The organism is Bradyrhizobium sp. WSM4872, assembly GCF_055811715.1.
Genome location: NZ_JBVVPT010000015.1, coordinates 133,208 through 158,739 on the forward strand (window position 1 = coordinate 133,208; position 25,532 = coordinate 158,739).

At 64.3% G+C, this 25,532-nt stretch carries 22 protein-coding genes and 1 pseudogene; 8 read left to right on the forward strand and 15 right to left on the reverse strand.

The features are described from left to right. Positions 1-293 precede the first annotated feature (293 nt). Positions 294-1,181: an efflux RND transporter periplasmic adaptor subunit gene (locus tag AC0L3C_RS21000; RefSeq protein WP_473408874.1), complete on the forward strand. Its 888-nt coding sequence runs from the start codon at positions 294-296 to the stop codon at positions 1,179-1,181. A gap of 166 nt (positions 1,182-1,347) precedes the next feature. On the opposite strand, the gene AC0L3C_RS21005 is transcribed toward AC0L3C_RS21000, so the two are convergent. Beyond that, a complete protein-coding gene (locus tag AC0L3C_RS21005) occupies positions 1,348-2,196 on the reverse strand; it encodes a caspase family protein (RefSeq protein WP_473264163.1) in 849 nt (282 codons plus the stop codon). A gap of 425 nt (positions 2,197-2,621) precedes the next feature. Between AC0L3C_RS21005 and AC0L3C_RS21010 the strand changes: the two genes are divergently transcribed. The 3 genes from AC0L3C_RS21010 (at position 2,622) to AC0L3C_RS21020 (ending at position 6,551) form a co-directional block, all read left to right on the forward strand. After that, a complete protein-coding gene (locus tag AC0L3C_RS21010; RefSeq protein WP_473264162.1) occupies positions 2,622-4,349 on the forward strand; it encodes a hypothetical protein in 1,728 nt (575 codons plus the stop codon). A 166-nt stretch (positions 4,350-4,515) separates the two neighbouring features. Then, positions 4,516-5,256: a thermonuclease family protein gene (locus tag AC0L3C_RS21015; protein WP_473408875.1), complete on the forward strand. Its 741-nt coding sequence runs from the start codon at positions 4,516-4,518 to the stop codon at positions 5,254-5,256. Between the two features lie 107 nt (positions 5,257-5,363). Beyond that, the gene (locus AC0L3C_RS21020; protein WP_473279864.1) at positions 5,364-6,551 is read left to right on the forward strand and encodes a pyridoxal-phosphate-dependent aminotransferase family protein; all 1,188 of its coding nucleotides are present in this window, start codon (positions 5,364-5,366) and stop codon (positions 6,549-6,551) included. A gap of 109 nt (positions 6,552-6,660) precedes the next feature. Here AC0L3C_RS21020 and AC0L3C_RS21025 read toward each other — a convergent pair whose 3' ends face one another. Then, positions 6,661-7,767, reverse strand: a complete 1,107-nt coding sequence (locus AC0L3C_RS21025) for a hypothetical protein (protein ID WP_473264159.1) — start codon at positions 7,765-7,767, stop codon at positions 6,661-6,663. Beyond that, on the reverse strand, positions 7,767-9,203 hold the full coding sequence (locus AC0L3C_RS21030) for an MBOAT family O-acyltransferase (protein WP_473408876.1): 1,437 nt from the start codon (positions 9,201-9,203) through the stop codon (positions 7,767-7,769). Before AC0L3C_RS21030 ends, AC0L3C_RS21025 begins: the two co-directional genes overlap by 1 nt. 147 nt (positions 9,204-9,350) lie before the next feature. On the opposite strand from AC0L3C_RS21030, the gene AC0L3C_RS21035 reads away from it, so the two are divergent. Next, on the forward strand, positions 9,351-11,456 hold the full coding sequence (locus AC0L3C_RS21035) for a S9 family peptidase (protein WP_473408877.1): 2,106 nt from the start codon (positions 9,351-9,353) through the stop codon (positions 11,454-11,456). Positions 11,457-11,622: 166 nt separating this feature from the next. Here the strand turns inward: AC0L3C_RS21035 and AC0L3C_RS21040 are convergent, their stop codons facing one another. From AC0L3C_RS21040 to AC0L3C_RS21060, 5 genes are all read right to left on the reverse strand, one after another. Beyond that, positions 11,623-12,342, reverse strand: coding sequence for a ribonuclease activity regulator RraA (locus AC0L3C_RS21040; protein ID WP_473264156.1), 720 nt, complete (start codon positions 12,340-12,342; stop codon positions 11,623-11,625). Between the two features lie 129 nt (positions 12,343-12,471). Then, positions 12,472-14,211 (reverse strand): L-arabinonate dehydratase, encoded by a 1,740-nt coding sequence (gene araD / locus AC0L3C_RS21045; protein ID WP_473408878.1) that lies wholly within the window; start codon positions 14,209-14,211, stop codon positions 12,472-12,474. Continuing rightward, on the reverse strand, positions 14,208-15,065 hold the full coding sequence (locus tag AC0L3C_RS21050) for an ABC transporter permease (RefSeq protein ID WP_473408879.1): 858 nt from the start codon (positions 15,063-15,065) through the stop codon (positions 14,208-14,210). The genes araD and AC0L3C_RS21050 overlap by 4 nt, the downstream gene beginning before the upstream one ends. An 11-nt stretch (positions 15,066-15,076) precedes the next feature. Further along, positions 15,077-15,838 carry an ABC transporter ATP-binding protein gene (locus AC0L3C_RS21055; protein ID WP_473264153.1) on the reverse strand — a complete coding sequence of 254 codons (762 nt, stop codon included), beginning with the start codon at positions 15,836-15,838 and terminating at the stop codon, positions 15,077-15,079. Further along, the gene (locus AC0L3C_RS21060; RefSeq protein WP_473264152.1) at positions 15,838-16,857 is read right to left on the reverse strand and encodes an ABC transporter substrate-binding protein; all 1,020 of its coding nucleotides are present in this window, start codon (positions 16,855-16,857) and stop codon (positions 15,838-15,840) included. Before AC0L3C_RS21060 ends, AC0L3C_RS21055 begins: the two co-directional genes overlap by 1 nt. 94 nt (positions 16,858-16,951) lie before the next feature. Here AC0L3C_RS21060 and AC0L3C_RS21065 point away from each other — a divergent pair, with 94 nt between their 5' ends. The 3 genes from AC0L3C_RS21065 to AC0L3C_RS21075 all read left to right on the forward strand — a co-directional run bounded on the left by AC0L3C_RS21065 (position 16,952) and on the right by AC0L3C_RS21075 (position 21,868). Next, entirely contained in the window at positions 16,952-17,668 is a 717-nt protein-coding gene (locus AC0L3C_RS21065; protein WP_473408880.1) for a GntR family transcriptional regulator, read from the forward strand. A 197-nt stretch (positions 17,669-17,865) separates the two neighbouring features. Then, the gene (locus tag AC0L3C_RS21070) at positions 17,866-18,294 is read left to right on the forward strand and encodes a response regulator (RefSeq protein ID WP_473279877.1); all 429 of its coding nucleotides are present in this window, start codon (positions 17,866-17,868) and stop codon (positions 18,292-18,294) included. Beyond that, entirely contained in the window at positions 18,272-21,868 is a 3,597-nt protein-coding gene (locus tag AC0L3C_RS21075) for a PAS domain S-box protein (RefSeq protein ID WP_473408881.1), read from the forward strand. The genes AC0L3C_RS21070 and AC0L3C_RS21075 overlap by 23 nt, the downstream gene beginning before the upstream one ends. Before the next feature lie 109 nt (positions 21,869-21,977). On the opposite strand, the gene AC0L3C_RS21080 is transcribed toward AC0L3C_RS21075, so the two are convergent. From AC0L3C_RS21080 to AC0L3C_RS21110, 7 genes and pseudogenes are all read right to left on the reverse strand, one after another. Continuing rightward, on the reverse strand, positions 21,978-22,613 hold the full coding sequence (locus tag AC0L3C_RS21080) for a response regulator transcription factor (protein ID WP_007604420.1): 636 nt from the start codon (positions 22,611-22,613) through the stop codon (positions 21,978-21,980). A gap of 153 nt (positions 22,614-22,766) precedes the next feature. Next, entirely contained in the window at positions 22,767-23,081 is a 315-nt protein-coding gene (locus tag AC0L3C_RS21085; RefSeq protein WP_473408882.1) for a hypothetical protein, read from the reverse strand. 23 nt (positions 23,082-23,104) lie between these two features. Next, positions 23,105-23,608: a response regulator gene (locus AC0L3C_RS21090; RefSeq protein WP_473264148.1), complete on the reverse strand. Its 504-nt coding sequence runs from the start codon at positions 23,606-23,608 to the stop codon at positions 23,105-23,107. A gap of 141 nt (positions 23,609-23,749) precedes the next feature. After that, positions 23,750-24,067, reverse strand: coding sequence for a hypothetical protein (locus AC0L3C_RS21095; RefSeq protein WP_007598957.1), 318 nt, complete (start codon positions 24,065-24,067; stop codon positions 23,750-23,752). Positions 24,068-24,069: 2 nt separating this feature from the next. Then, positions 24,070-24,951: a CheR family methyltransferase gene (locus tag AC0L3C_RS21100; protein ID WP_275174421.1), complete on the reverse strand. Its 882-nt coding sequence runs from the start codon at positions 24,949-24,951 to the stop codon at positions 24,070-24,072. Positions 24,952-25,011: 60 nt separating this feature from the next. Further along, positions 25,012-25,398: a response regulator gene (locus tag AC0L3C_RS21105; protein WP_007598955.1), complete on the reverse strand. Its 387-nt coding sequence runs from the start codon at positions 25,396-25,398 to the stop codon at positions 25,012-25,014. A gap of 30 nt (positions 25,399-25,428) precedes the next feature. Beyond that, positions 25,429-25,532: pseudogene (locus AC0L3C_RS21110) on the reverse strand (chemotaxis protein CheW); the annotation flags it as partial.

Consider the following 25,532-nt stretch of genomic DNA (forward strand, 5'->3'; position numbering starts at 1 on the left):
GGGGGCGTCGTGGCCCGCCCGGGGCGGCGCGCGGCCCGCTCCCCCCCCCCCCGGCGGGGGCGGGCGCCGAAGAGGCTTCGGCCTCGCAGGCGGGACAAGCCCGGGCATGACGAGTTTATTGGGCGGGGACCGCCGGCGAACCTCTTTGCTTGTGCGGCGACTAATTCAACGGGCGGTATCGCGCCGCCCGTGCTGCTGCGGCATTCTCATTCGGCCGGCCCTTATGTGCCCTTGGCTCGCAGCGATTGCTTCTGCTAACGATGAGGCCGTCAAGGCCTCAACCGGAATGACCCATGCGTTCATTGCCTGCGCGTTCTGTTTCCAGACATCTCGTTGTGCTCGCCGGACTGCTGTTGCTGTCCGCCCAGCCCGCTGCCGCCGCCGATGACGACGCGCCCAAGGGGCCGGCGGTCACGGTGCTGAAGGTTGCAAAATCCTGTTTCTCCGACATCGTCGAGGGCACCGGCACCATCCTCGCGCGCGAGGCAAGCTCGGTGCGGCCGGAGCGGCCCGGCCTGAAGGTGACGGAGGTGCTGGCGGAAGCCGGCGACACCACCACCGCAGGCCAGGTGCTGGCGCGGCTGGCACTGCCCGAGGGCGGCACCCTTCAGGTCACCGCGCCCGTCGCAGGCGTGATCGCGACCTCGACCGCCCAGATCGGCAACCTCGCCTCCGCCAAGGGCGAGGCGCTGTTCACGATCGTGGCGCGCAGCGAGTACGATCTCGTCGCCCTCGTCGCGACCAGCGATATGCGCAAGCTCGCGGTCAACCAGGTGGCGACCGTGCGCATTGCCGGCGCCGGCGATATCGACGGCAAGGTGCGCCGCATCGGCCCGACGGTCGAGCCGAACATCCAGCAGGGCATGGTCTATATCGGCATCTCCTCGCAGAAACGCCTGTTGCTGAACGCGAGCGGCCGCGCGCTGATCAAGTCGGGGCAGAGCTGCAACGTCGCGGTGCCGCTGACCTCGGTGCAGTATTCCTCCGCGGGCACCGTCGTGCAGGTGATCCGCCGCAACCGCGTCGAGACCAAGCGGGTCGAGGTCGGACTGATGTCGGGCGGCAATATCGAGATCCGCGACGGCCTCAACGAAGGCGATATCGTCGTGGCCCGCGCCGGCGCGCTGCTGCGCGAAGGCGATCCGGTGCGCACGGTGATGGCCGCGGAAGCAGCGAAGTAGGGTTGGCTCGTGTCCCGGACGCGCTGCAGCGTGTAACGCTGCCGTGCAGAGCCGGGACCCATCTCCCGTCCAAGCGACAACCTAAAAACTGGGCCCTGGCTCAGCGTCGCATCATTGCATGATGCGCCGCGTCCGGGGCACGAGACTTCGCAGAACCTAGGAAAAACTAGCCGCCGGCTTCGCCGAAATGGACGTCCTCGAGCAGCGAGGAGGAGACGGTCGGGACCTGGTCGCCTTCGCTGGCGCGGGAGATGGCAAGGCGGGTCTTGTTGAAGACGCTCTCGGCGCTGCCCTGCGCATTGAGGTTGTTGAGGAACTCGCTGACCAGCACGCTGTGCTCGCCCTTGCCGTCGTCGACGACCTTGCCGGGCGAAGCCGAGGAGAGGATCAGCGCATTGTCGGTCGCGCTGATCGGCGCGAGGCCGTGGCTGTAGGAACGGAAGCGGCGCTCATAGGGATTGCGGCGGGAGGCGTCGACCACGACGAGCTTGGCCTTGGCGCCCTGCTCCTTCATCATGTCGAGCACGCCCTCGATGGAGACGCCCTGGCGGCGGACATCGTTTTCCTTCCAGATCACGGCATCGACCGGCAGCATGTAGCTCTCGCGGCCGGCCTGCACGCCGTAGCCGCCGAAGAACAGCATGACGACGGTGTCGCGCTTGATGCGGGACTTCAGGCGATTGACGGCGCGGACCATGTCGTCCTTGGTCGCGTCTTCCACCATGTCGACGTCAAAACCGTTCTTGCGCAGCGACGAGGACAGCGCGCGGGCGTCGTTGATCGACTGCGTCAGCGGCGCATTGGCGTCGGGGTAGTGCCCATTGCCGATGACGAGGGCGAGACGCGAGGCCTGGCCGATCGAGCCGGTGACCTGGTCGGTCGAAACGGCCTTGGCGGCATCGAGCGCCCGCATGTTGAGGGCAGCATGGGCGCCGATCACGAGCGACACCGTGCCGATGAGGGCTGCGGCCACCGCGATCGTGCGTCGGGAAATGTCGAGCTGCGTTACATTCATCTCGCGTCATTCCTGTCAGTGCCAAAGACCAGCCAAGCACGCGCACACTGTTTGAGTAGCGCGATAGCGTCTTTGGGTTTGAGGGATTGGCCGGGGGTGTGCCCCCGAATTGCGCGCAATTTGCGGCGCCGCACCAAACAAAGCCTTAACCGGATATCGCCTCCCCGGCAATAGATCTCCGAAAATTTGATCTAAGTCTCTGGAAACATGAGCTAATTCGCACCGCCCAATGTGTGATTTTTTTGCGTCTCCGTAGCCTTCCGGAGGCCGATTATGCAGGCTTCGTGCCGGCTTTTTCTGTGACTGTCATCACATTTGTATTTCCTGCGAATCCGGGTAGCTTTTTCAACGACTTGCAGGGGGTGGTACGCGGCTGGGAGCGTGCCGGCCGGCCCCCCGGCCAATTCCCGCGACCAGGTTATTTCATGAGCTTTCAATATTTTGCCGGCGCCGCCTGCCGGGCGCTGACGGCGCGGAAGGACGGCCCCTCGCTTTACGATGTCTGCGATCCCGTCTTGTCTGTTGCGGCCAGCGGCGATCCGCATCTGGCCAAGTTCTACAAGACCGCGCTCGGCAATCCCGCATTGCGGGTGCTGCTCCGCCGGGCGGGACTGCCCGAGCTGCGCGACGAAGGGAAGCTGGCCCGGCTGCGCGAAGTGCTGGTGCGCGCCCGCGACGAGGCCGAGCCCGATTGGGCGGCGGTCGGCCAGCCGGTCGCCGATCTCGTCGACAGCATCACGCTGGATCATCCCAAGCCGCCGCCGGCCATGTTCACCGGCGCCATGCCGCAACAATCGCAGATCGACGGCGTGATCCGCGACTGCGCGCAGCATCTGCTGGGCTCCTACCGCAAAAATGGCTTTCTGCCGACCTACGCCGCGTTCAACCTGATCGGCGATCCCGATTTCCGCGGGCGCGAGCTGACCATGGCGCTCACCGGCCTCAACGCGCGTGGCTACAAGAACTCATCGCTGCTGTTCAACCTCGCCCGCGTCTTCATCGCACGATCGCCGGCGCGCGCCGTCGTCAATCCGCCTTGGCGAGGGGTTGCCGAACCGATGTGGGAGCCGGTGCAGATCCGCCACCGCTCGGCCTATTACGACGCGTTCTTCATCGAGGCGCTGCTGAGCTACGTCGAGACCGGTCTGGCCTCGTCCGCCGACAAGATGGCGGCGGAGCGCGCGGTCGCGGACATGGTCGATTTCTGCGTCAACATCAGCCGCGAAGAGGTCGAGGGCCTCGACGGGGCGCGGTTCAACGTCATCACCGCGCTCGCGCCCGCACCGCATCCGCGCTTCTCGCGCTACTTCGCCCAGATCAAGCAGGACCTCGGTTTCGGCGTCTACGTGCCGGATTGCGACACCACGGCGTGTTCGATCTCCGCGGCGACCCAGGCCGGCTGCACCGATCCGATCCTCGACCAGCCGCTGCTGGATTTCTATGCAGGCTATCAGGTGCGCGCCGGCGTCAACGAACCGCGCGTGACCGTGCCGATCAACGACAATATCGACTATGAGGGCGGGGTCGCGACCTGGATCGACAACCTCAAGGGCGAGCGGCCCTACGGCAACGATCTCGATCCGACGCTCAATCTCGATATTCTCGAGGTCAGCTTCCGCAACCTCGCACGCTGGAAAGTCTTGGAGACGCCGGCGCGGCTTGCCACCGTGCAGCGCATCATCGGCTTCCAGAAGCGGCTGGCGGCGAGCGGCGCCTTCGCCAATCCGCGCTCGCACATCTATTATTTGCCGGAGCTCTACAGCGCCTATTTCGGCCGCTGCTACGCCGCCTTCCTGGCGCTGCCGCTGGCGGCGCAGGCGATCATCGATCCCGACGGCGATTTCGATTTCATCCGCCACCGCGTGCTCTCCTACGTCAAGGGCGAGCTGATGGCCGCCGAGATGAACGTGTTCGACGCAGCGCTCGCCCTGATCGCGCTCGGCCATCTCGGCGCCGACCCGCGCGCCTTTGCGCCGGCGCTGAACGTGATCGTCGCGAGCCTCGGCGAAGGCGGCCGCCGCGGCCCGTTCCGCGCCTATGAATGGAACAAGATGAAGACGCCGACGCGGATTTTGGTCGGCGGTCCGGAGGTCACGTCGGCGTTCGTGCTGATGGGGCTGGCGGTCGCCAAACGGGCAATGACGCGGGGATAGGTTTCGTAGAGTGGGTCAGCGAAGCGTAACCCACCACTTCTGCCGCCGTGGAGACGAAAGATGACGGGAAGTTGAAAGCCCAACTGCCAGGCATATGCTGGCCGGGCGGACAAAAGCCGACCACAATTGCGAGGTCTATCGCAATTTTCATCACACGCGGACCGGCATGTTGCGAAAATTCCTGATTGCGCTGTCATTGCTTGGCTTCTCCCTGCCCGGCTTGCCATCGTCGGCTGAGGCCGCCGACATCGCGGGCACCGCGAAGGTTCGCGCCGGCGACGCCGTGATGATCGGCAACACGCGGATCAGGCTCGGCGGCATCGACGCGCCCGCGGTCGACCAGCTCTGCCTCAACAACAAGGGCGAGCGCTGGACCTGCGGCATCGCTGCCCGCGACGAGCTTGCCAAATACGCCGACGGCAAGAACTGGGTCTGCCATGCCAGATCAATCGACCGGCGCGGCCGCACCGTGGCGCGCTGCGATGTCGGCGGCGAGGATATCCAGAAATGGCTGGTGCGCACAGGCTGGGCGCTGGCCTACACCCGCATGTCGCACGACTATGAGGCGGACGAGAAGGCCGCGCGGGAAGCCAAGGCCGGCATGTGGCAGGGCGCCTTCATCGCGCCCTGGGACTGGCGCGTGCGCAACAAGAAGACCACCATCCTCGGCGCCACCAAGCCGCCCGACGGCGCGCATGCAATCCTGCTCGCTTCGGCCTCAGGCCCGGTCGCGCCCTCGCCGGACTGCACCATCAAGGGCAACGTCAACTCCGCCGGCGAATGCATCTATCACCGGCCGACCAGCCGCTGGTATGCGCAGATCAAGATGAAGATCAGCAAGGGCACGCGCTGGTTCTGCTCGGTGGAGGAAGCCGAAGATGCGGGCTGCCGCGAGACTAAGAGATAACCCACGTCAGACCTGCGTTTTCCGGTCTTTTCTTGCACCGCAGCGCCGCGTAAAAGTGTGAATCAGCGACCCACCATCCTGTTCTCAGGCAACAAGGACCAACTGCAATGACCGTTCGCGCGGGCCGGGAATTTCTGGCCATCCCCGGGCCCACCAATATGCCCGACGAGGTGCTGCGGGCGATGCATCGTCCGGCGATCGACATCTACTCCAAGCAGATGACCGATCTGACCGAGAGCCTGCTTAGCGACATCTCGAAATTGTTTGCGACCAAGGGCAAGTCCTACATCTACATCGCCAACGGTCACGGCGCCTGGGAAGCGGCGCTGAGCAACGTGCTGTCGCGCGGCGACAAGGTGCTGGTGCTCGAAAGCGGACGGTTCGCGATCGGCTGGGGCCATGCGGCTTCCCTGATGGGCGCCGAGGTCGAGGTGCTCAAGGGCGACTGGCGCCGCGCGGTACGGCCGCACGAGGTCGAGGAGCGCCTGCGCCGCGACAAGGAGCACACCATCAAGGCCGTCGTCGTCGTCCAGGTCGACACCGCCTCCGGCGTGCAGAACGACATCGAGGCGATCGGCAAGGCGATCAAGGCAAGCGGCCATCCGGCGCTGTACATGGTCGACACCGTGGCCTCGCTCGGCTGCATGCCGTTCGAGATGGACAAATGGGGCATCGACGTCGCGATGTCGGGCTCGCAAAAGGGCCTGATGACGCCGCCCGGCCTCGGCTTCGTCACGGCCAATGCGCGTGCGCTCGAGGTGCACAAGAAGGCCAACATGGCGACGCCCTATTGGAGCTGGAGCGAGCGCGAAGGCAGCGAGCATTATCGCAAATATGCCGGCACCGCGCCGGTCCATCTGTTGTTCGCGCTGCGCCAGGCGATCGACCTGCTGCACGAGGAAGGGCTGGAGAACGCCTTCCGCCGCCACAGCCTGCTCGGCGAAGCCGCGCGTCGCGCGGTCGGCGCGTGGTCCGAAGGCCAGGTGCTCGGCTTCAACATCGCGGAAGCCAGCGAACGCTCCAACACCGTGACCACGGTGACCATGAGCAACGGCCACGACCCGGCAGTGCTGCAACGCTATTGCAAGGAGAAATGCGGCGTGGTGCTCGGCAACGGCATCGGCGACCTCACCGGAAAGGCCTTCCGCATCGCCCATATGGGTCACGTCAACGCGCCGATGCTGCTCGGCACGTTGGGCGTGATCGAGGTCGGGCTGAACGCGCTGAAGATCCCGCACGGCAAGGGCGGGCTTGAGGCAGCGGTCGCGTATCTCGGCGAAGAGGTGGCGGTGTAAAGCGCCCGTCCGAATTCCGCTGTCGTCCCGGACAAGCGAAGCTCCTGGCGACGCGGAGCGTTGTCCAGGACGGAGCGCAGATCCGGGACGACAGTTGAGTTTGCCGCGGCTACTGCGGCATCCGATACGCCTCGATCTGCGCCTTCAGCTCGTTCAGCGGCGCCAGCGGCGCCTTCAGATCGACCCGGTATTCCCCGCTCGCCAGCCACGACAACACCTTCGCATCGATCACCGGCGAATGGTGGATGACATCAGCGTAATTGTTGAGATCGTGCGTCACCTGCTTGATCGCGCGGAAATCATGCAGGCGTACATTTGCAAGCTGCGTCAGGCGTTCGGCGATGCGCGCCGTGAGATCGGTGACGATCTTCAGCGTCGCCGGCGAAGCGTCGCGCATCGCGACGAATTGCAGGATCGAATAGGGCGGGAAGTAGATGTCGAAGGTCACGTCCGGATGGCGCGCGATCAGGTCGACGGCATCATGCTCGAAATGCCGAACCATCGCGTCGTAACGATAGCCTTCGCCGAGAAAACGGCTGCGCACGGGATCGGTGATATAGGCGAAGGCCGCGAGCGTCCTTTTGGCATTATAGGCGCGCGCAACGTCGGCATCCCGCGACAGCGCATAGATGTCGTCGACGTCTTCAAGCGCGAACTTGACGGGCAGATAAGGCGCGGCCCGGGTCAGCGGCTCTCGCAGCGGCGGAACCGACCGCAGCAATGCGAACAGGGATTCCTTCGCCATCGCCGCGCTGAATAGATAGGAAGCGATGCCTTTTGCCGTCCCGCGATAGAGATCGGCGGAGAGATAAGGATCGGTCTCGATGTCGGCCGCATCGACAAAGATGAAATCATCCATCGCCCAGATCACGCGCTTTGCGCCGCGATCGATGGCCTGCTCGAGCACAAAACCCTGCTGGCGCGAATTGGATCCGGTCATCGCCAGCTTGAGCGAGTGCACGCCAAGCGCATGGTCGATGTCGCTCTGGCGGAAATGGATCGCGAGCGAGGTGCCCATGAACGCGGTGTCGAAGGACTGGCTGCGGATCAGCCCGGCATTCTGCACGCGCGTGTCATCGGAATAGAACGGCGCGACGAGGCGCGAGGGGCGAAACAGCTGCAGGGGATCGACGACATAGGTGAGCGCAGCCGCGCCCAGCACGCACGCGATGCTCGCGAGGAGAAGTCGCCCTGGATGTGTGAACGCGCCTCGCATCAGAACCGGAAATAGATGAATTCGCTGTGGCTCTGGATACCCAAAATCCCAAACGCAAGCACCAGCGACGCGCCATAGAGGACCAGCGGCCGCATCCGTCCGGTCATCAGGCCGTCGCCGACCGTGCGATTGGCATGATCGTACCCCATGATTCCTTGCGTGTTCGGCGCGAGCCACACCAGCGCGGCATAAATTGCGACCATCACCAACGCGGCAATCTCTTCGCGGTCGAACACGATATTCGAGGGATCGGCCATCGCATTCAGAATCCGCAGCGCCCAATCGACCCGTTCGGCGCGGAAGAAGACCCAGGCGACAACGACGGCGAGGAATGTCAGCACGGCCCCGGCGACGTGAGTTGGGCGCGCGAGCAACTTCGGAACATTCGGCACCAGCGCGTTAAGAGCGTGGTTGACGCAGAGATAGGCGCCATGCAGCGCGCCCCAAATGACAAAGGTCCAGGCCGCGCCATGCCAGAGCCCGCCGAGCAGCATCGTGAGCAGCAGATTGACGTAACGGAGCACGCGGCCGCGCCTGTTGCCCCCGAGCGGGATGTAGAGATAGTCGCGCAGGAAGTGCGACAGCGTCATGTGCCAGCGCCGCCAGAACTCGACGATGCTGGTGGCCTTGTACGGCGAGTTGAAATTTACGGGTAAGAAGATGCCGAACATCAGCGATATCCCGATCGCCATGTCCGAATAGCCGGAGAAGTCGAAATAGAGCTGGAACGTGTAGGCGAGCGCGCCAAGCCAGGCCTGGTCGAAGCTCGGCGCGCGCGCATCGAAGGCGAGCGCGACCAGCGGCTGGATGCCGTCGGCGAGGCACGTCTTCTTGAACAGGCCGATTGCGAAGATGATGATTCCGCACAGGATCAGATGCGCATGCGGATGCTTGGTTTCCTCCCGTTCGAATTGCGGGATCATGTCCTTGTGGTGAAGGATCGGCCCCGCGATCAGATGCGGAAAGTATGTCACGAACAGCGCGTAGTGCGGCAGCGCGTAGGCCGCCACCTGCCCGCGCCAGGCGTCAACCAGGAACGCGATCTGGGTGAATGTGTAGAAGGAGATGCCGACCGGCAGCAGGATGTGGACCGCAAAGTGCGTCCCGGTGAGCGCGTTGATGTTCTCGGTGACGAAGCCGGCATATTTGAAGATGCCGAGCACGAGGAGATCGCCGGCGACGCCGAGGGCCAGTGCCGCCTTTCGTTGCGACGGAGCAAGCTTCGCCACGATGAGGAGGTGGCCCATGCCGTAGTTGAAGGCGATCGATATCAGCAACAGGGCGACGAATTGCCAATTGCCGATGGCATAGAAGGCGACCGACGCCACCGCCAGCCAGATCACCGGTGCCAGATTGCTGCACCGCCCGAGCCAGAAATAGCCAGCCAGCGCGGCCGGCAGGAACAGCAGGATGAACGGGTAGGAATTGAACAGCATCAGGCTGGACCGGCGGCGGGACTAAAGACCCGGCCCCTAAAGCATACAAGCGGCCGGTCAACAACCCGGCAACGGGCCCGCAGCGATGCTGGCAATCCACGGAATCGGGACGATATAAGGTGAAACACGCATCTGAATGAGGATCGAGTGACACAAGCCAAAACACCTTCCCAGCCCCCCGTCGCGCCGCGCCGGCCGCATTCATTCACGCGGCACGGGATTACCGTGACCGACGACTATGCCTGGCTGAAGGACGAGAAATGGCAGGAGGTGCTGCGCGATCCCGCGGTGCTCGATCCCGACATCCGCGGATATCTCGACGCAGAAAATGACTACACCGAGAGCCTGCTCGGCCATACCGCGGCCCTCCAGAAGACGCTGGTGCGCGAGATGCGGGGGCGGATCAAGGAGGACGATTCCAGCGTGCCGTCGCCGGATGGTCCCTTCGCCTATTTCCGCAAGTTCCGCGAAGGCGGCCAGCACGAGCTGTTCGGCCGCATGCCGCGCGATGGCGGCGAAGGCCACATCGTGCTCGACGGCGATGCGCTCGCCAAGGACCACACCTATTTCAAATTCGGCGGCAGCCGGCACTCGAACGACCACAGGCTGCAGGCCTGGAGCGCCGACACCAAAGGCTCGGAGTATTTCTCCGTCCGCGTGCGCGACTGGGCGACCGGAAACGACCTTGACGACGTCGTCGAGGAGACCGACGGCGGCGTGGTCTGGAGCAAGGACGCCACGTCGTTCTTCTACGTGAAGCTCGACGACAATCATCGCCCGATGCAGGTGTGGCGGCACAAGCTCGGCACTGGGCAGGCCGACGACACGCTGGTCTACGAAGAGCAGGATTCCGGCTGGTTCACCCATTTGCACGAGAGCACCAGCGGCCGCTTCTGCGTGATCGCGGGCGGCGACCACGAGACCTCTGAGCAGCGGCTGATCGATCTCGCCCATCCCGAGGCACCACCGCGCCTCGTTGCGGCGCGCGAGGAAGGCGTGCAATATTCGCTCGCCGACCGTGGTGACGAACTGTTCATCCTCACCAACGCCGACGACGCGATCGACTTCAAGATCGTCACCGCGCCGCTCGCTTCCCCCGAGCGCAGGAACTGGCGCGATCTGATCCCGTATCGCCCGGGCATCTATATCATCGACCTCGATCTCTATGCCAGCCACATGGTGCGGCTGGAGCGCGCCAATGCGCTGCCGTCGATCGTGATCCGCGACCTCGCGACCAAGGAGGAGCACGCCATCGCGTTCGACGAGGCGGCCTATTCGCTGGATACAATGGGCTCCTATGAATTCGAGACGACGAATTTGCGTTTCGCCTATTCGTCGATGACGACGCCGTCGGAAGTCTATGATTACGACATGGTCAAGCGGACGCGCACCCTGCGCAAGCGGCAGGAGATTCCGTCCGGCCACAATGCGGCCGACTACGTCACGACGCGCATCATGGCGAAGGCGCATGACGGGGCCGAGGTGCCGGTCTCGATCCTCCATCGGCGCGGGCTTACGCTCGACGGCGCGGCGCCGCTTCTGCTCTACGGCTACGGCTCCTATGGCATGGCGATGCCGGCCTCGTTCAGCGCCAACCGGCTGTCGCTGGTCGATCGCGGCTTCATCTACGCCATCGCCCATATCCGCGGCGGCGCCGACAAGGGCTGGGGCTGGTATCTCGACGGCAAGCGCGAGAAGAAGACGAATTCGTTCGACGATTTCTCAGCCAGCGCCCGCGCGCTGATCGACGCGAAATACACCAGCGCAAAACGCATCGTCGGCCACGGCGGCTCGGCCGGCGGCATGCTGATGGGGGCGGTCGCCAACCGCGCCGGTGAATTGTTCGCCGGCATCGTCGCCGAAGTGCCGTTCGTCGACGTGCTCAACACCATGCTCGACGACACGCTGCCGCTGACGCCGCCGGAATGGCCGGAATGGGGCAACCCGATCGAGAGCGAGAAGGATTTCCGCACCATCCTGTCGTATTCGCCCTACGACAACGTCGCGGCGAAAGACTATCCCGCGATCCTGGCGATGGGTGGCCTGACCGATCCGCGCGTCACCTATTGGGAGCCCGCCAAATGGATCGCACGCCTGCGCGCGACTATGAGCGACGGCGGCCCGGTGCTACTCCGCACCAACATGGGCGCCGGCCACGGCGGCGCCTCGGGACGCTTCAACCGGCTGGATGAAGTCGCGATCGTCTATGCGTTCGCGCTCTGGGCGGCGGGGATGGCGGAGGCCGGGGTGTAGGCCACGCTCTCCCTGGTCGTCCTGGCGAAAGCCAGGGCCCATACCGCGTGATCTATCCGACAAAGGTCGGTGTCAGTACAGCGCGAAAAGACGACTACTCCCTGGGGTGATGGGTCCTGGCATTCGCCAGGACGACGACAGAGATTGTGGGACGAGTTGCCGGCCTTTACCTTCCGTTCGCCTTCCGCCATGCGGCGAAGTCGGTCAGCGTCTGCGGGTCCGTCGCGGGATAGAGACCGAAAATGCCGCGGCCCCTGTTGACTTCCTCGGTGACGAAGTCCTCGAACGCGGTCATCTCGAAGGTCTCGTTGGCGATCTCGTCAGCGAGATGCGCGGGAATTACGATCACGCCGTCGCTGTCGCCGAGAATGACGTCGCCGGGAAACACCGGCGCATCGCCGCAGCCAATGGGAACGTTGATCTCGATGGCGTGATGCAGCGTCAGATTCGTCGGCGCGCTCGGGCGGTGGTGGTAGGCGGGGATACCGAGCTTGGCGATCTCGGCCGAGTCGCGAAAGCCGCCGTCAGTGACGACACCGGCGACACCGCGCTTCATCAGCCGCGTGACCAGGATTGCGCCGGCGGAAGCGGCGCGTGCGTCCTTGCGGCTGTCCATCACCAGCACGCTGCCAGCCGGGCAATCCTCGACCGCCTTGCGCTGCGGATGGGAGCGGTCCTTAAAGACCTCGATGGTGTTGAGGTCCTCGCGGGCCGGCATATAGCGCAGCGTGAAGGCTTCACCGACCATCGTCGGCTGGCCGGCGCTGAGCGGGTGCACGTCCTGGATCATCTGGATGCGCAGGCCGCGCTTGAACAGCGCGGTTGCGACCGTGGCGGTGGAAACGGATTTGAGCTTGGTGCGGGTGGCTTCACTGAGTTTTGTCATTGCATTGGCTCTCTCTTTTCTCATTCCGGGGCGCGCATAGCGCGAACCCGGAATCCATCGGGCGGCACAGACTGCGGCCCAATGGATTCCGGGCTCATCGCTTTGCGATGCCCCGGAATGACAGGGTCATCAGTAAATCGAGGGCTCGCCGATCGGCGCGCCGAAATCGGTCTCGAGGAAATCGAAGTCGCAACCGTCATTGGCCTGCTTGATGTGCTTGGTGAACATCCAGCCATAGCCGCGCTCGAAGCGGCGCTCGGGCTGCTTCCAGGCGGCGCGGCGCTTTTCTAGCTCGGCCTCGGACACATCGAGATTGATGGTGCGGGCGGCAACATCGAGCGTGATGCGGTCGCCGTTTCGCACCAGTGCCAGCGGCCCGCCGACATAGGATTCGGGCGCAACGTGCAAAATGCAGGCGCCGTAGCTGGTGCCGCTCATGCGCGCATCGGAGATCCGCACCATGTCGCGGACGCCCTGCTTCACGAGCTTGGTCGGGATCGGCAGCATGCCCCATTCCGGCATGCCCGGTCCGCCCTGCGGCCCCGCATTGCGCAAGATGAGGATGTGATCCTCGGTGACGTCGAGATCGGGATCGTCGACCGCCTTTTTCATCGACGGATAGTCGTCGAACACCAGCGCGGGCCCGGTGTGCTTGAGGAAGCGCGGCGCGCAGGCGCTCGGCTTGATGACGCAGCCGTCGGGCGCGAGATTGCCCTTGAGCACGGCGAGCGCGCCTTCCTTGTAGATGGGATTGTCGATCGAGCGGATCACATCGTCATTGTGGACCTCGGCGCCATCGATGTTCTCGCCCACGGTCTTACCGGTGACGGTGATGCAGTCGAGATGCAGGTGCGGCTTGATCTGCCCCATCAGGGCCGGCAGGCCGCCGGCATAGAAGAAGTCCTCCATCAGATAGGCATCGCCGCTCGGCCGCACATTGGCGATGACGGGCACCTTGCGGCTCGCAATCTCGAAATCGTCGAGGCCGATGTCGAGGCCGGCGCGGCGAGCCTGCGCGATCAGATGGATGATCGCATTGGTCGAACAGCCCATCGCCATCGCCACGGCGATCGCGTTCTCGAACGCCTTGCGGGTCTGGATCGTCTTCGGCGTCAGATCTTCCCAGACCATCTCGACGATGCGGCGGCCGCATTCGGAGGCCATGCGGATATGGTTGGCATCGGCGGCGGGAATGGAGGAGGCGCCGGGCAACGTCATGCCGATCGCCTCGGCAATCGCGGTCATGGTGGAAGCCGTGCCCATGGTCATGCAGGTGCCGTAGCTGCGCGCAATGCCGGCTTCGATGTCGAGCCAGTCCTTGTCGGAGATCTTTCCGGCGCGCCGCTCGTCCCAATATTTCCAGCCGTCCGAGCCCGAGCCCAGCGTCTTGCCCTTCCAATTGCCGCGCAGCATCGGGCCTGCCGGCAGATAGATCGCCGGAATGTTCATCGAGGTGGCGCCCAGCAGCAGCGCGGGCGTGGTCTTGTCGCAGCCGCCCATCAGCACCACGCCGTCGACGGGATGGCTGCGCAGCAACTCCTCGGCGTCCATCGCCAGCAGATTGCGATAGAGCATGGTGGTCGGCTTCAACAGCGATTCCGACAGCGACAGCGCCGGCAACTCCAGCGGCAGGCCGCCGGCCATCAGGATGCCGCGCTTGACGTCGTCGACGCGCGACTTGAAATGCATGTGGCAGGGCTGCGCGTCCGACCAGGTGTTGAGGATCGCGATGATCGGGCGGTCCTTCCACTCCTCCGGCGCGTAGCCCATCTGCATGGTGCGGGAGCGATGGCCGAACGAGCGGAGATCGTCGGGTGCGAACCAGCGCGCGCTGCGGAGCTGGTCGGGCGTCAGTTTCTTCTTGGTCATGATTGGGTGCCCCATTTCTGCACGGTGTTCCGCTCGATGGCGCGGAAGATCAGGTTCTCGACAAAAAGCCCGATGATGATCACCGTCAAGAGGCCGGCGAAGACCGCAGGTATGTCGAGGAGGTTGCGGTTTTCGAAGATGAACCAGCCGAGCCCGCCCTGCCCCGACGATACGCCGAACACCAGCTCGGCCGCGATCAGCGTGCGCCAGGCAAAGGCCCAGCCGATCTTGAGGCCGGTCAGGATCGAGCCGAACGCGGCGGGAATCAGGATTTTCGCCACGTAAGGCAGCCCGCGCAGGCCGTAGTTGCGGCCGACCATGCGCAGCGTGTTGGACACGCTCTTGAAGCCGGAATGGGTGTTGAGCGCGACCGGCCACAGCACCGAATGGATCAGCACAAACACCAGACTGCCGTTGCCGAGACCGAACCAGATCAGAGCCAGCGGCAGCAGGGCGATCGCCGGCAGCGGATTGAACATCGCCGTGACCGTCTCGAGGAAATCGGTGCCGATGCGGGTCGAGATCGCAAGCACGGTGAAGATCGCGGCGAGCGCGATGCCCGCCGAATAACCCGTGAACAGCACTTTGAGCGAAGCCCACGCCCGCATCGGAATTGTGCCGTCCTTGACGCGATCGTAGAGCGTGAGGATCGTGTCGTGCAGCGTCGGAAACAGCAGGGGATTGTCGAGCGTGAGGCCATAGGCCTCCCAGACCGCCGCGAGAAACAGGATGATGACCGTCTTGCGGACAAAGCCATCGTTCCACAACAGCTCGGGCACGCTCAGCTTGCGCTCGACTTCGGCCGCGCCGCCGGCGACCGGCGCCTCACGCAGCAGGATCCTGGCTTCGCCCATCAGATGCTCCCTCAATGCGCCGTTGCTTCGGCGGCGAACAGGAGATCGTGAATCTCCTTCTCGAGCCGACCGGCACTGCCATCCTCATTGGAGACCTTGTCGACGTCGATCACCTCGGCCTTGACGCGGCCTGGATGCGGCGACAGCAGCAGGATGCGGTTGCCGATACGGATCGCTTCCGCAATCGAATGCGTCACGAACAGCACGGTGAATTTGGTCTCGCTCCAGAGCTGGAGCAGCTCGTCCTGGCAGGTCCGGCGCGTCAGCGCGTCGAGCGCGGCGAACGGCTCGTCCATCAGCAGGATGTCGGGCTCCATCGCCATGCCGCGCGCGATCGCGACGCGCTGCTTCATGCCGCCGGACAGCGTGTGCGGATAGGCATCGACCACGCGGGTGAGGCCCACCTTCTCGATATAGGCCCGCGCCCGCGCTTCGGCGTCCTTGCGCGACAATTTTCGCGCGGTCAGCAGCGGAAACATCACGTTGGCCAGCACGCTCTTCCACGGCAGCAGCTGGTCGAACTCCTGGAAGATCATCATGCGATCGGCGCCCGGACCGTGGATCTCGCGATCGTTGATGGTCATGCGGCCTTCGCTCGGCGCCATGTAGCCGCCGACGGCCTTGAGCAGGGTCGACTTGCCGCAGCCGGACGGGCCGAGCAGCACGAAGCGATCGGACCTGTCGACGGTGAAGCTGACCCTTTCCGTGGCGGTGACGACGGCGCTGGAGGTCTTGTAGCGCAGCGTCACGGAGCTGACCTCGAGCAGCGCCATCAGTTGCCCTTCAGATCGTGGGCGACGGGCAGATAGTAATCGGTCCAGGCCTTGGGCTGAGTCTTCAGCGTACCGGTCTTGAACAGATGCGCGGCGAATTTCATCGTGCCCTGCGGTTCGAGATTCCACTCCATCATGCCGGGCTCCTTCAGGAGATCGAGCAGCTCTTCCACCGAGGTCTTGTCGCCGGTGATCTCCTTGTAGATCTCGACCGCCTGTCTGGTGTCGCTGCGGATCAGATCCTGCGCTTCCTTGGTCGCATCGCGCACGGCCTGGATAATTTTCGGGTTGGCATCCGCGAACTTCGTGGTGGTGAAGAACTGCGCCTGGCTGAGCGGCCCGCCCATCACGTCAGGCGACGACAGCACGACATGCGCACCCGGCACGTTCTTCAGCTCGAGGAAGGTGAACGGCGGGATCGAGAAATGGGTGTGCACCTCGTGCTTGGAATTGGACAGCGCCGCATAGGCGTCGGGATGGCCGAGCTGCACCGTGTTGACGTCCAGCTTCGACCATTGGTCGGCACCAAAGGCCTCGGCGGCAGCGATCTGGAGCACGATCGCCTGGGTCGAGACTTTTACGGTCGGCACCGCGATCTTGTCGCTGGGGCCGAAATCCCTAATCGACTTGATGTTGGCGTCGCGGCTGATCAGCGTCATCGGCTGCGCCGAGGTCGCAACGATGCCCTTGACGCCGCCGCGGGTGCGGTCCCACAGCAGCAGCAGATTGCCGGTGCCGGTGTTGAGGATGTCGACGCCGCCCGCGAGCAACGCATCGGTCTGCGCACCGCCGCCGGAGAAGGTGACCCATTTGGTGGTGACACCCGCGACCCCGAGCTGAGCTGCGTGCTTCTCGATCAGCTTCTGCTTTTCCATGATGTGGCTCGGCATGTAGAAAATGCCGGGCTGGCGTGACAGCGAGATCTCGGATTTTTGCTGCGCCTTCGCCGGCGAGGCCGTCAGCGCCGTGGCGGCGATCAGGGCGACGGCCGTGAGGCCATACTGCAATTGCTTGATCATTGTTGTTCGTTTCCTCCGGACGCCATTGACGAGCGATCTAGCTAATGCACTAATGTATTAGTGCATCAAAGGCAAGGCGGCCGGAGCTCTTCGCATGGAAACAGCCCAACCCGCGGCCCGCACGGTGGCCCGCCCCGGCGCGCGGCTCGACCGGGCCCGGCAGGCCGCACCGCAAGTGTTCGAGCGGCTGCGCAATGCCATTCTCGCGCTCGAACTGCCGCCGGGCTCGCCGCTGTCGCGCACGGATCTCGCCGCACAATTCGGCGTCAGCTCGACGCCGATCCGCGACGCCTTGATGCGGCTGGAGGAAGAAGGGCTCGTCGACGTGTTTCCACAGCACGCCACCGTCGTCAGCCGGGTCGATGTCGGTCGGGCCGAGCAGGCCCATTTCCTGCGCCAGGCGCTTGAGCTCGAAATCGTCAGGCTGCTCGCGCAGCAGCACGGCGAAGCCCTCGTCTTACGCCTCGACCACACGATCGCGCTCCAGCAGCAATTTGCCAAGGCCGGCGACTTCCAGGGCTTCATCGCCGGCGACAATGATTTTCACGCGCAGCTTTATGCCGCGGCCGACAAGCAGGAGCTCTGGACGCTGGTGCGCAGCCGTAGCGGACATATCGACCGGCTGCGCCGACTGCATCTGCCCTCTCCCGGCAAGGCCCAGAACATCGTCCGCCACCACAAGCTGATCACGCGCGCGATCGAGGCCGGCGACCCCTATGCCGCGCAACAGCATCTGCGCAAGCACCTGTCGGGCACGCTGAGCGAGCTCGACACGATCCGGAGCCACTATCCCGAATACCTGACCGACTAGGCCTATGGCGCGCGGTCGTCGCGCGCTTGTGCACGTCACCGTGCATAAGTTGCGCAACCGATTCGCCTTTTGCGAGCAATCGTCGGATCGATGGCGAAGTGCTTGCAGGCCGGATGCAATCCGCGCGACAATTTCAGAGTTGATGGTTTGATTTGCGGTCGCTGGGAAACCCCATCCGGCCCGGGAGGATACCAGACGTGGCCAACATCCTGATCGTGGATGACGATCCGGCCGTGCAGATGACGATTCGGCTGCTCCTGGAGAGGGCCGGTCATCACGTCACCGTCGCCGGAGACGGCCGCAAGGGACTTGCGCTGTTCGAGGCCAGCCAGTTCGACCTGCTGTTTCTCGACATCTTCATGCCAGGCATGGACGGCCTGGAGACGATGCGCCACATCCGGGCGCTGCAGCCGGCGATTCCGATCGTCGTCATTTCCGGCCGGTCGTTCGCGCCGGACGCGTATGCTGAGCCGGACTTCCTCAAGATGGCGACCAAGCTCGGCGCGGTGGCGAGCTTGCAGAAGCCGTTCCGGGCCGACGCACTGCTTGCCGCGGTCGCTGGCAGCCTGGACGCAGCGCGGACGGCATCGGTGAGGAATCCGGATGTCAGCACCGGCCGCCGATGACAAGAACCTTCATTCTGTTCCAACCGAGCACGGGCACGGCCCTTCAGGGAGCGGTGCGAATATCCCCATGACGCTAGCTACGCGGCTCGCTATCGCGATGATCCTGCTGGTGGCGGTCACCGTGGCCGCGGTCGGCTGGCTCGGCTATCGCAACATCACCCAAGCCGTCATTCCGCGGGTCCTGGAACGGATCGAAGCCCAGTCGAGCCTGCTGGCCACCCATCTTGAATCTTACGTTGCCGGCGCTCGTGGCGATCTGCTCGGTTATCGCTCCGCCGCTGCCATCAATGGCCTGATCCGCGCTCATGTCGGTGGAGGCATCGATGCAGTCGACGGCGTTTCGGAGCAAACCTGGCGCGAGCGCATCGCCACGCGGTTCGCAGCCGAGATCGACGCGAAGCCGAGCTACGGGCAATTTCGAATCATCGGCCTTGACGACGACCAGCGCGAACTGGTCCGCGTCGATCGCGCCGGCCCTAACGGAGCCGCACGGATTGTCCCCAACGGCGAACTCGAACGCAAGAGCGAACGAACGTACTTCCAGGAGACGATTCGATTGGCGCCGGGCGACATCTATGTTTCGCCCGTCGATCTCGCCACCCGGCAAGGAGGAACCACGGACCCTCACATTCCGACGTTGCGCGTCGCGACGCCGCTGTTCACGCCTGATAGCAAGCCGTTCGGCATCATCATTGCCAATATCGACATGCGTCCCGCACTCGACCGCGTCCGCTCGACCGCGAGCGCCGGGGGAGACATCTATGTCGTGAATTCGCGTGGCGACTATCTGGTCCATCCCGATCGCGCGCGGGAATTCGGTACATTGCATGGCAACGCCAACGATTGGCGCCGGGACTTTCCTTTCTTTGCAGCCCGGGCCGGCCAGCCGCAAGGATCCACGCAGCTGACGAGCGACCGGTCGGGCCGGCCGAGTGGAGCGGCGATCGCACCGGCGCTGCTTGCCGGCAAGGAGTGGTTGGCTATCATCGAGACGGCCCCCGCATCCGTGTTCAGCCGCGTTCCGGCGGCCATTCAAAAAACCTCCTCGCTGGTCGGCCTGCTTGCCGTTCTTGCCGCAGCTTTGCTTGCGGTGTTGCTGGCGCGCTCATTGACGCGGCCGATCGGGCGTTTGACCGCGGCGGTGGAGGCGATCGGCAGCGGACGGCGCGCCGATATTCCCGTCGATGCGAGCGGAGAGACAGGCGTGCTGGCGCGGGCATTTGCTCAGATGGTCGACGAAACGAGAGCGAAGACGGCCGCTCTTGAACGCGAGATCCAGGAGCATCGCCGCACCGAGGCCGCGCGAAGCCATCATGAAGCGCGCGAGCGCTTGTTCAGCGCCGCCGTAGAATCCTCCGACGACGCGATCGTGATGCAATCGCTCGACGCCGTCATCACCGGCTGGAATGCCGCCGCCGAGCGCCTCTACGGCTATTCGGCGGATGAGGCGATCGGGAAATCCACCTCGACCATCGTCCCGCCCGACCGACGCGAGCAAGGCAAGGACTATTTGCAGCGGCTGGCCCGAGGTGAACCGATCGAACGCTTCGAGACCGTGCGCCTGCGCAAGGATGGCACGCCGGTCGAAATCTCACTCAGCCTGTCCCCGATCAGAGGCCCGTCGGGCGAGATCGTGGGCGCCTCCGGCACGGCGCGCAGCCTGACCGAGGCGCGGCGGGCCGAGCGGGCGCTGCAGCAGCAGCTCGAGGAACGGCGCCAGATCTTCGAGACCTCGCAGGATCTGATCATGGTGATGGACGCGCACGGCCACATCGCGCAGATCAGTCCGAGCAGCGAGCCCATTATCGGCTACCGGCCGGAGCAGATGATCGGCCGCAGCGGCGCCGATTTCATTCATCCCGGCCATCTCGACCAGTCGCGCGACGAGATGCGCGCGCTCAGGCGCGGCGAGCGGCTGAAGCTCGCCGACACCCGCTGCTTCCACAAGGACGGACGCGAGGTCTGGCTGTCCTGGCTCGGCAGCTGGTCCGACCATGCCCAGCGCTACTTCTTTGTCGGGCGCGACATGACGGAGGCGAGGCTTGCACAGGAGTCGTTGCGGGAGAGCGAACAGCTTGCGCGCAACATCGTCGAGACCTCGCTCGACGCTTTCACCCAGACCGACCAGGCCGCTGCCATCCTGAGTTGGAACTCGCAAGCCGAGAAGCTCTTCGGATGGGCGCGTGAGGAAGCAATCGGCAAGAATGCGATCGAGCTTTTCGTCGCCCCCAGTGAGCGCGAAAGCGTCAGGGCCAGACTCAAGCTCTTTCTCGAATCCGAGCAACAATCCCTCGCCAATCCACGTCGCGAACTCTTGGTACGGCGGCGCGATGGCAAGGAATTCAGGGCCGAGCTCAGCGTCACGGCGCTCCGGCGACGCGAAGGTGTCCTCTTCAATTCGTTTTACCGCGACCTGACCGACAAGATCGCGGCCGACGAGCGCATCCGCCAGGCCGAGAAGATGGAGGCGGTCGGCCAGCTCACCGGCGGCGTGGCGCACGACTTCAACAACATCCTCACCGTCATCACCGGAACGATCGAGATCCTGGCCGACGCGGTGGCCAAGGAGCCGGAGCTCGCGGCGATCACGAAGATGATCGACGAGGCCGCCGGGCGTGGCGCCGAGCTGACGCAGCATCTGCTGGCGTTTGCGCGCAAGCAGCCGCTCCAGCCGCGCGAAATCGATGTCAACGCACTGATCATCGACACCGCGAAACTATTGCGGCCGACGCTGGGCGAGCAGATCCATGTCGAATCCGTGTTCGAGAACGAGAACTGCGTCGCGATCGTCGATCCCAGCCAGCTCACCACCGCGATCCTCAACCTCGCGCTCAATGCCCGCGATGCCATGCCGGGCGGCGGCAAGCTGATTGTGGAGACGGGCGCGGCCTATCTCGACGAGATCTATGCCAGCGTCAACGACGTCCCGCCGGGACACTACGTGCTGATCGCCGTGAGCGACACCGGCAGCGGAATTCCCGCCAACATGCTGGCCAGGGTGTTCGACCCCTTCTTCACCTCGAAGGGACCGGGCAAGGGCACCGGACTCGGGCTTTCGATGGTCTACGGCTTCATCAAGCAGTCCGCGGGCCATATCAAGATCTACAGCGAGGAAGGCCACGGCACCACGATCAAGATGTACTTGCCGCCCGGCAAGACGCCGACGGTGGTCGGCGAGGGCGTGACGCCGGCGAGCATCGAGGGCGGACACGAGACGATCCTCGTGGTCGAGGACGACCGGCTGGTGCGCGACTACGTGCTGGCCCAGCTGCATTCGCTCGGCTACGTCACCTTGCAGGCTGCGAACGCCGCGGAGGCGCTCGCAATCGTCGCCGCCGGAAAACCGTTCGACCTCCTGTTCACCGACGTCATCATGCCCGGCAAGATGAACGGACGGCAGCTCGCCGACGAACTGCAGAGAACGCGCCCCGATCTCCGGGTGCTCTACACGTCCGGCTATACCGAGAACGCGATCATCCATCACGGCCGGCTGGATTCGGGCGTTCTGCTACTGGCGAAGCCCTATCGCAAATCCGATCTGGCGCGGGCTATCCGCAAGGCGTTGAGCAGTTGATGTGAGGGGCCGTAGCCCGGATGGAGCGTAGCGCAATCCGGGACGTGTCTTGCCGTGGACACGGATCCCCGGATTGCGCTACGCTCCATCCGGGCTACTGCTGATAAATTTACGACGCGCGCTGCGCCGCGGTCATCACGATCCGGATCAGATCGGCGGCATTGCGCGCACCGAGCTTCTTCATGATGTTGGCGCGGTGGTCCTCGATGGTGCGCGGGCTGATGCCGAGCGTGCGGCCGGCCTCCTTGTTGGAGGCGCCGGCGGCGAACTGCTCGAGCACCTCGCGCTCCCTGCGCGTCAACGGCTCGCGCCCGGGGAAATGCAGCGAGCCGAACTTCGGCGCTGCGTTCTCCGACTGCCTGCGTGCATAGGCGCCGATCGCCTCGTCGAGCCGGCCGACGATCTCGCTGCCGCGGAACGGCTTCTCGATGAAGTCGAGCGCGCCGCTCTTGATGGCCCCCACCGCCATCGCGATATCGCCCTGTCCGGAGATCATGAAGATCGGTGCCGGATAGTCTTCGCCGTGCAGCTCATTGAGAATATCGAGGCCCGACTTGCCGGGAATGTGCACGTCGAGCAGGACCGCTGCAGGTGTGCGGCTTCGCGCGACGGAGAGCAATGCTGCGCCGTCCGCAAAACAGATCACCTCATAGCCCGCCGCCTTCAACACCATCGACAAGGTGTCGCGAACGGCAGCGTCGTCGTCGACCACGAAGATTTCACCGCGAGAGCTTTGTTCGGCCATGTGCCACACATCCGGTTGGCATGAAGGACTCGCGTCCGCCCCAACCGTTATGGCGTTCGGCGCGGATTCGGCCCACCGTATTTGTACGGGACATGGACTTAACGCACAAGTAGCGGCAAGGCGCCTAATTGCAGAGGACAGAGAATATCCATGCTAAATCGGGCCGCTACGCCGCCTCTCGTCGCAATGCCCGAAGTCGAGAGCCGTGAGCTGATTGCGGCTGACCTTCGCATGCTGATCTCGCAGATCGAGACCAATATGCGCCGGACCGCCACAGCCATGGATCAAGAACACGGCAGCGATCCGGAAGGTTCCGCCGACGTTTTCGTGCTTGACGTCACATCCCGGTATGCCATGGCGATCGCCGCTCTCGACGCCTGCCGGGCGAACCTTGCCCACGCCGTTAATTGCCTGTCGGAAACCGGCAGCACGGTCCAGATCGTGGTTGCTGCGGCGCGACGACCGCATTCATCGCATGGCAGGCCGGCGGCTCAGGCGCGGTGCCGCTCCACGATCGCGTCGGTGGCGACACCACCCCAGGTGTGCATCGCCGGCAGGCCCATCGCAGTCTTGCCGAGATTGGCGAGGCTGATGCGCAACGCGGCCAGATCCAGCGGCTTGGGCAGGCTCTGGAGCTCGATCCCGACGGAACGGGCGAAGCTGCGAGCCGCGCTGCGGCGCTTGCCATCCATGCCGCTGATGACGATCACGGCGCCGCCAAATTTCGCCTTGGCCATCTCGCCCAGCACGTCGATGCCGTCGCCATCCTCCAGCAGGAGATCGAGTGTCACGCAGTCGAAGCGCGCAGTGCGGAGTTTTTCGATCGCTGCGGCCACGGACGGCGCCACGGTGACTTCATGGCCGGCCTGCTTGGCTGCGACCGTGATCAGGCTGCGCTGGGTGGCGTCGTCATCGACCACCAGAAGCTGAAGTGCGCGCCGCTCGGCGCCGTCGGGCAGGTTTGACGGGAGAGGGGAAAAAGAGCTTCTGGGCATTGCGGTATCCTGAGATTGAGACCGGCAATGCATACACGGCTCGCGCTTAGGCGACGTAAAGTCGCTACGGCAAATTCAGTCGGATGTTTCAGCAAATGTGAACCAACTTCGCGGCAAACGGCGACGAGACGCACGTGACGATCACGCTGCCTCGTCACGGCCACCGGCGGCGCCGCGCTTCTTCCGGTTCTTGCCACGCAGGAATTGGATGTCCATTTCGACGCCATTGACGCGCACCAGTTCACAGCGGCGGTAGGCAAGCCCGGTGGACGACAGCAGCAGGAAGAACTCCTTGAGGTTCAAGCCCTGAATCGAGCCTTCCACCGTCAGGATGGCGTCGGTGTCGGAGATCGCGTTGAGCTTGCAGTCGCGGCGCCAGGTGCCGTCGATGGCCATGATGCAGACATCATAGCCGCGACTGAACGTCACGCGTTCCGCGCCCTTGCCATCCTCGGCCATGCCTATCGTCCTGCCATGACCGCTACGCGCGGCGCTGCGCCGGCAAGAGCCGGCTTGGCGGCCGCGGCACGCGGGTCGTTCGGCTTGTAGAGACCGCGCCGCTCCGGAATCGGCCTGAACGTGTCGGTCAGTCCGACCACCGTTTCGGCCGCGCCAAGCACCAGGAAACCGTCTCCCTCGATCTGGCGAGCCAGCCGGTTGAAGATGTTGATCTTGGTGTCCTGATCGAAATAGATCAGGACGTTGCGGCAGAAGATGACGTCGAAGGTGCCGAGCTGAGCGAAATCGTGCAGCAGATTGAGCTGCCGGTGCTGGATCATCGCCCGCAGCTCGGGATTGATCTGCCAGGTCTCGCCGGTCTGCTTGAAATATTTCATCAGCATCTGGATCGGCAGCCCGCGCTGCACTTCGAACTGGCTGTAGATGCCGGCCTTGGCCTTCTCGAGCACCTCCTGCGACAGATCGGTCGCGATGATCTCGACCCGCCAGCCGGTCAGGGCCGCACCCATCTCCTTCAGGCTCATCGCCAGCGAATAGGGCTCCTGCCCGGTCGAGCCGGCGGCGCACCAGATGCGCACGCTGCGACGGCCGGCGCGGGCCTTGATGATCTCCGGCATGATGGTGTCGCGGAAATGATCGAACGGGACCTTGTCGCGAAAGAAGAAAGTCTCGTTGGTGGTCATCGCCTCGACCACGCTGGTGACGAGCGCGCCCGAGCCAGCGCCTTGCAGCTTCTGCACGAGCTCCCCGATGCCAGAGATCCCGGCCTTGCGCGCCAGCGGCAACAGCCGGCTTTCAATCAGATATTGCTTGTCTGCGGACAGATCGAGCCCGGAATGATCCCTCAGGAACTTACGCAGATACTCATACTCGGTCGGGGTCACGGATAGGCCTCTCGGAAGCTGTACTGGGAACACTCTGGCTGGAACACTCCGCCAGACAACTCAGACCATGGCTTGTCCGACCGGAATCAAGCCGACTTCAGCGAATTTGTCGGCGATGATGTCTTTGTCGAAGGGCTTCATGATGTACTCGTTGGCGCCGCCGCTGAGCGCCTGAGCGATATGAGCTACGTTATTTTCGGTGGTGCAGAACACCACCTTGGGCTGGTCGCCGCCCGGCAGGCGGCGCATGTGGCCCATGAATTCGAAGCCGTCCATCACCGGCATGTTCCAGTCCAGCAGCACCGCGTCGGGCAGCTTGTGCTGACAGACCTCGAGCGCCTTGGAGCCGTCCTCGGCCTCCGTGACTTCGAATTCCAGGCCTTCCAGGATCCGGCGTGCGATCTTGCGCACGACGCTGGAATCATCGACCACCAAGCACGTCTTCATTTTGGTTCTCCCGCTTCGATGTTTTTGGGCTCACGCAGCCATTTGAACTTCGGTTTTGAGCTCGAGGACGCGATCGACGTCGAGGACGACCATGAGCTGGCCGTCGAGACGGTGGACACCGCCGGCGAGCTTGG

Bases quoted from the DNA above. Each gene is read 5' to 3' on its own strand.
- AC0L3C_RS21000 (WP_473408874.1), top strand. From the start codon at position 294: ATGCGTTCATTGCCTGCGCGTTCTGTTTCCAGACATCTCGTTGTGCTC.
- AC0L3C_RS21005 (WP_473264163.1), bottom strand. From the start codon at position 2,196: ATGAATGTAACGCAGCTCGACATTTCCCGACGCACGATCGCGGTGGCC.
- AC0L3C_RS21010 (WP_473264162.1), top strand. From the start codon at position 2,622: ATGAGCTTTCAATATTTTGCCGGCGCCGCCTGCCGGGCGCTGACGGCG.
- AC0L3C_RS21015 (WP_473408875.1), top strand. From the start codon at position 4,516: ATGTTGCGAAAATTCCTGATTGCGCTGTCATTGCTTGGCTTCTCCCTG.
- AC0L3C_RS21020 (WP_473279864.1), top strand. From the start codon at position 5,364: ATGACCGTTCGCGCGGGCCGGGAATTTCTGGCCATCCCCGGGCCCACC.
- AC0L3C_RS21025 (WP_473264159.1), bottom strand. From the start codon at position 7,767: ATGCGAGGCGCGTTCACACATCCAGGGCGACTTCTCCTCGCGAGCATC.
- AC0L3C_RS21030 (WP_473408876.1), bottom strand. From the start codon at position 9,203: ATGCTGTTCAATTCCTACCCGTTCATCCTGCTGTTCCTGCCGGCCGCG.
- AC0L3C_RS21040 (WP_473264156.1), bottom strand. From the start codon at position 12,342: ATGACAAAACTCAGTGAAGCCACCCGCACCAAGCTCAAATCCGTTTCC.
- araD (WP_473408878.1), bottom strand. From the start codon at position 14,211: ATGACCAAGAAGAAACTGACGCCCGACCAGCTCCGCAGCGCGCGCTGG.
- AC0L3C_RS21050 (WP_473408879.1), bottom strand. From the start codon at position 15,065: ATGGGCGAAGCCAGGATCCTGCTGCGTGAGGCGCCGGTCGCCGGCGGC.
- AC0L3C_RS21055 (WP_473264153.1), bottom strand. From the start codon at position 15,838: ATGGCGCTGCTCGAGGTCAGCTCCGTGACGCTGCGCTACAAGACCTCC.
- AC0L3C_RS21060 (WP_473264152.1), bottom strand. From the start codon at position 16,857: ATGATCAAGCAATTGCAGTATGGCCTCACGGCCGTCGCCCTGATCGCC.
- AC0L3C_RS21065 (WP_473408880.1), top strand. From the start codon at position 16,952: ATGGAAACAGCCCAACCCGCGGCCCGCACGGTGGCCCGCCCCGGCGCG.
- AC0L3C_RS21075 (WP_473408881.1), top strand. From the start codon at position 18,272: ATGTCAGCACCGGCCGCCGATGACAAGAACCTTCATTCTGTTCCAACC.
- AC0L3C_RS21080 (WP_007604420.1), bottom strand. From the start codon at position 22,613: ATGGCCGAACAAAGCTCTCGCGGTGAAATCTTCGTGGTCGACGACGAC.
- AC0L3C_RS21085 (WP_473408882.1), bottom strand. From the start codon at position 23,081: ATGCGGTCGTCGCGCCGCAGCAACCACGATCTGGACCGTGCTGCCGGT.
- AC0L3C_RS21090 (WP_473264148.1), bottom strand. From the start codon at position 23,608: ATGCCCAGAAGCTCTTTTTCCCCTCTCCCGTCAAACCTGCCCGACGGC.
- AC0L3C_RS21095 (WP_007598957.1), bottom strand. From the start codon at position 24,067: ATGGCCGAGGATGGCAAGGGCGCGGAACGCGTGACGTTCAGTCGCGGC.
- AC0L3C_RS21105 (WP_007598955.1), bottom strand. From the start codon at position 25,398: ATGAAGACGTGCTTGGTGGTCGATGATTCCAGCGTCGTGCGCAAGATC.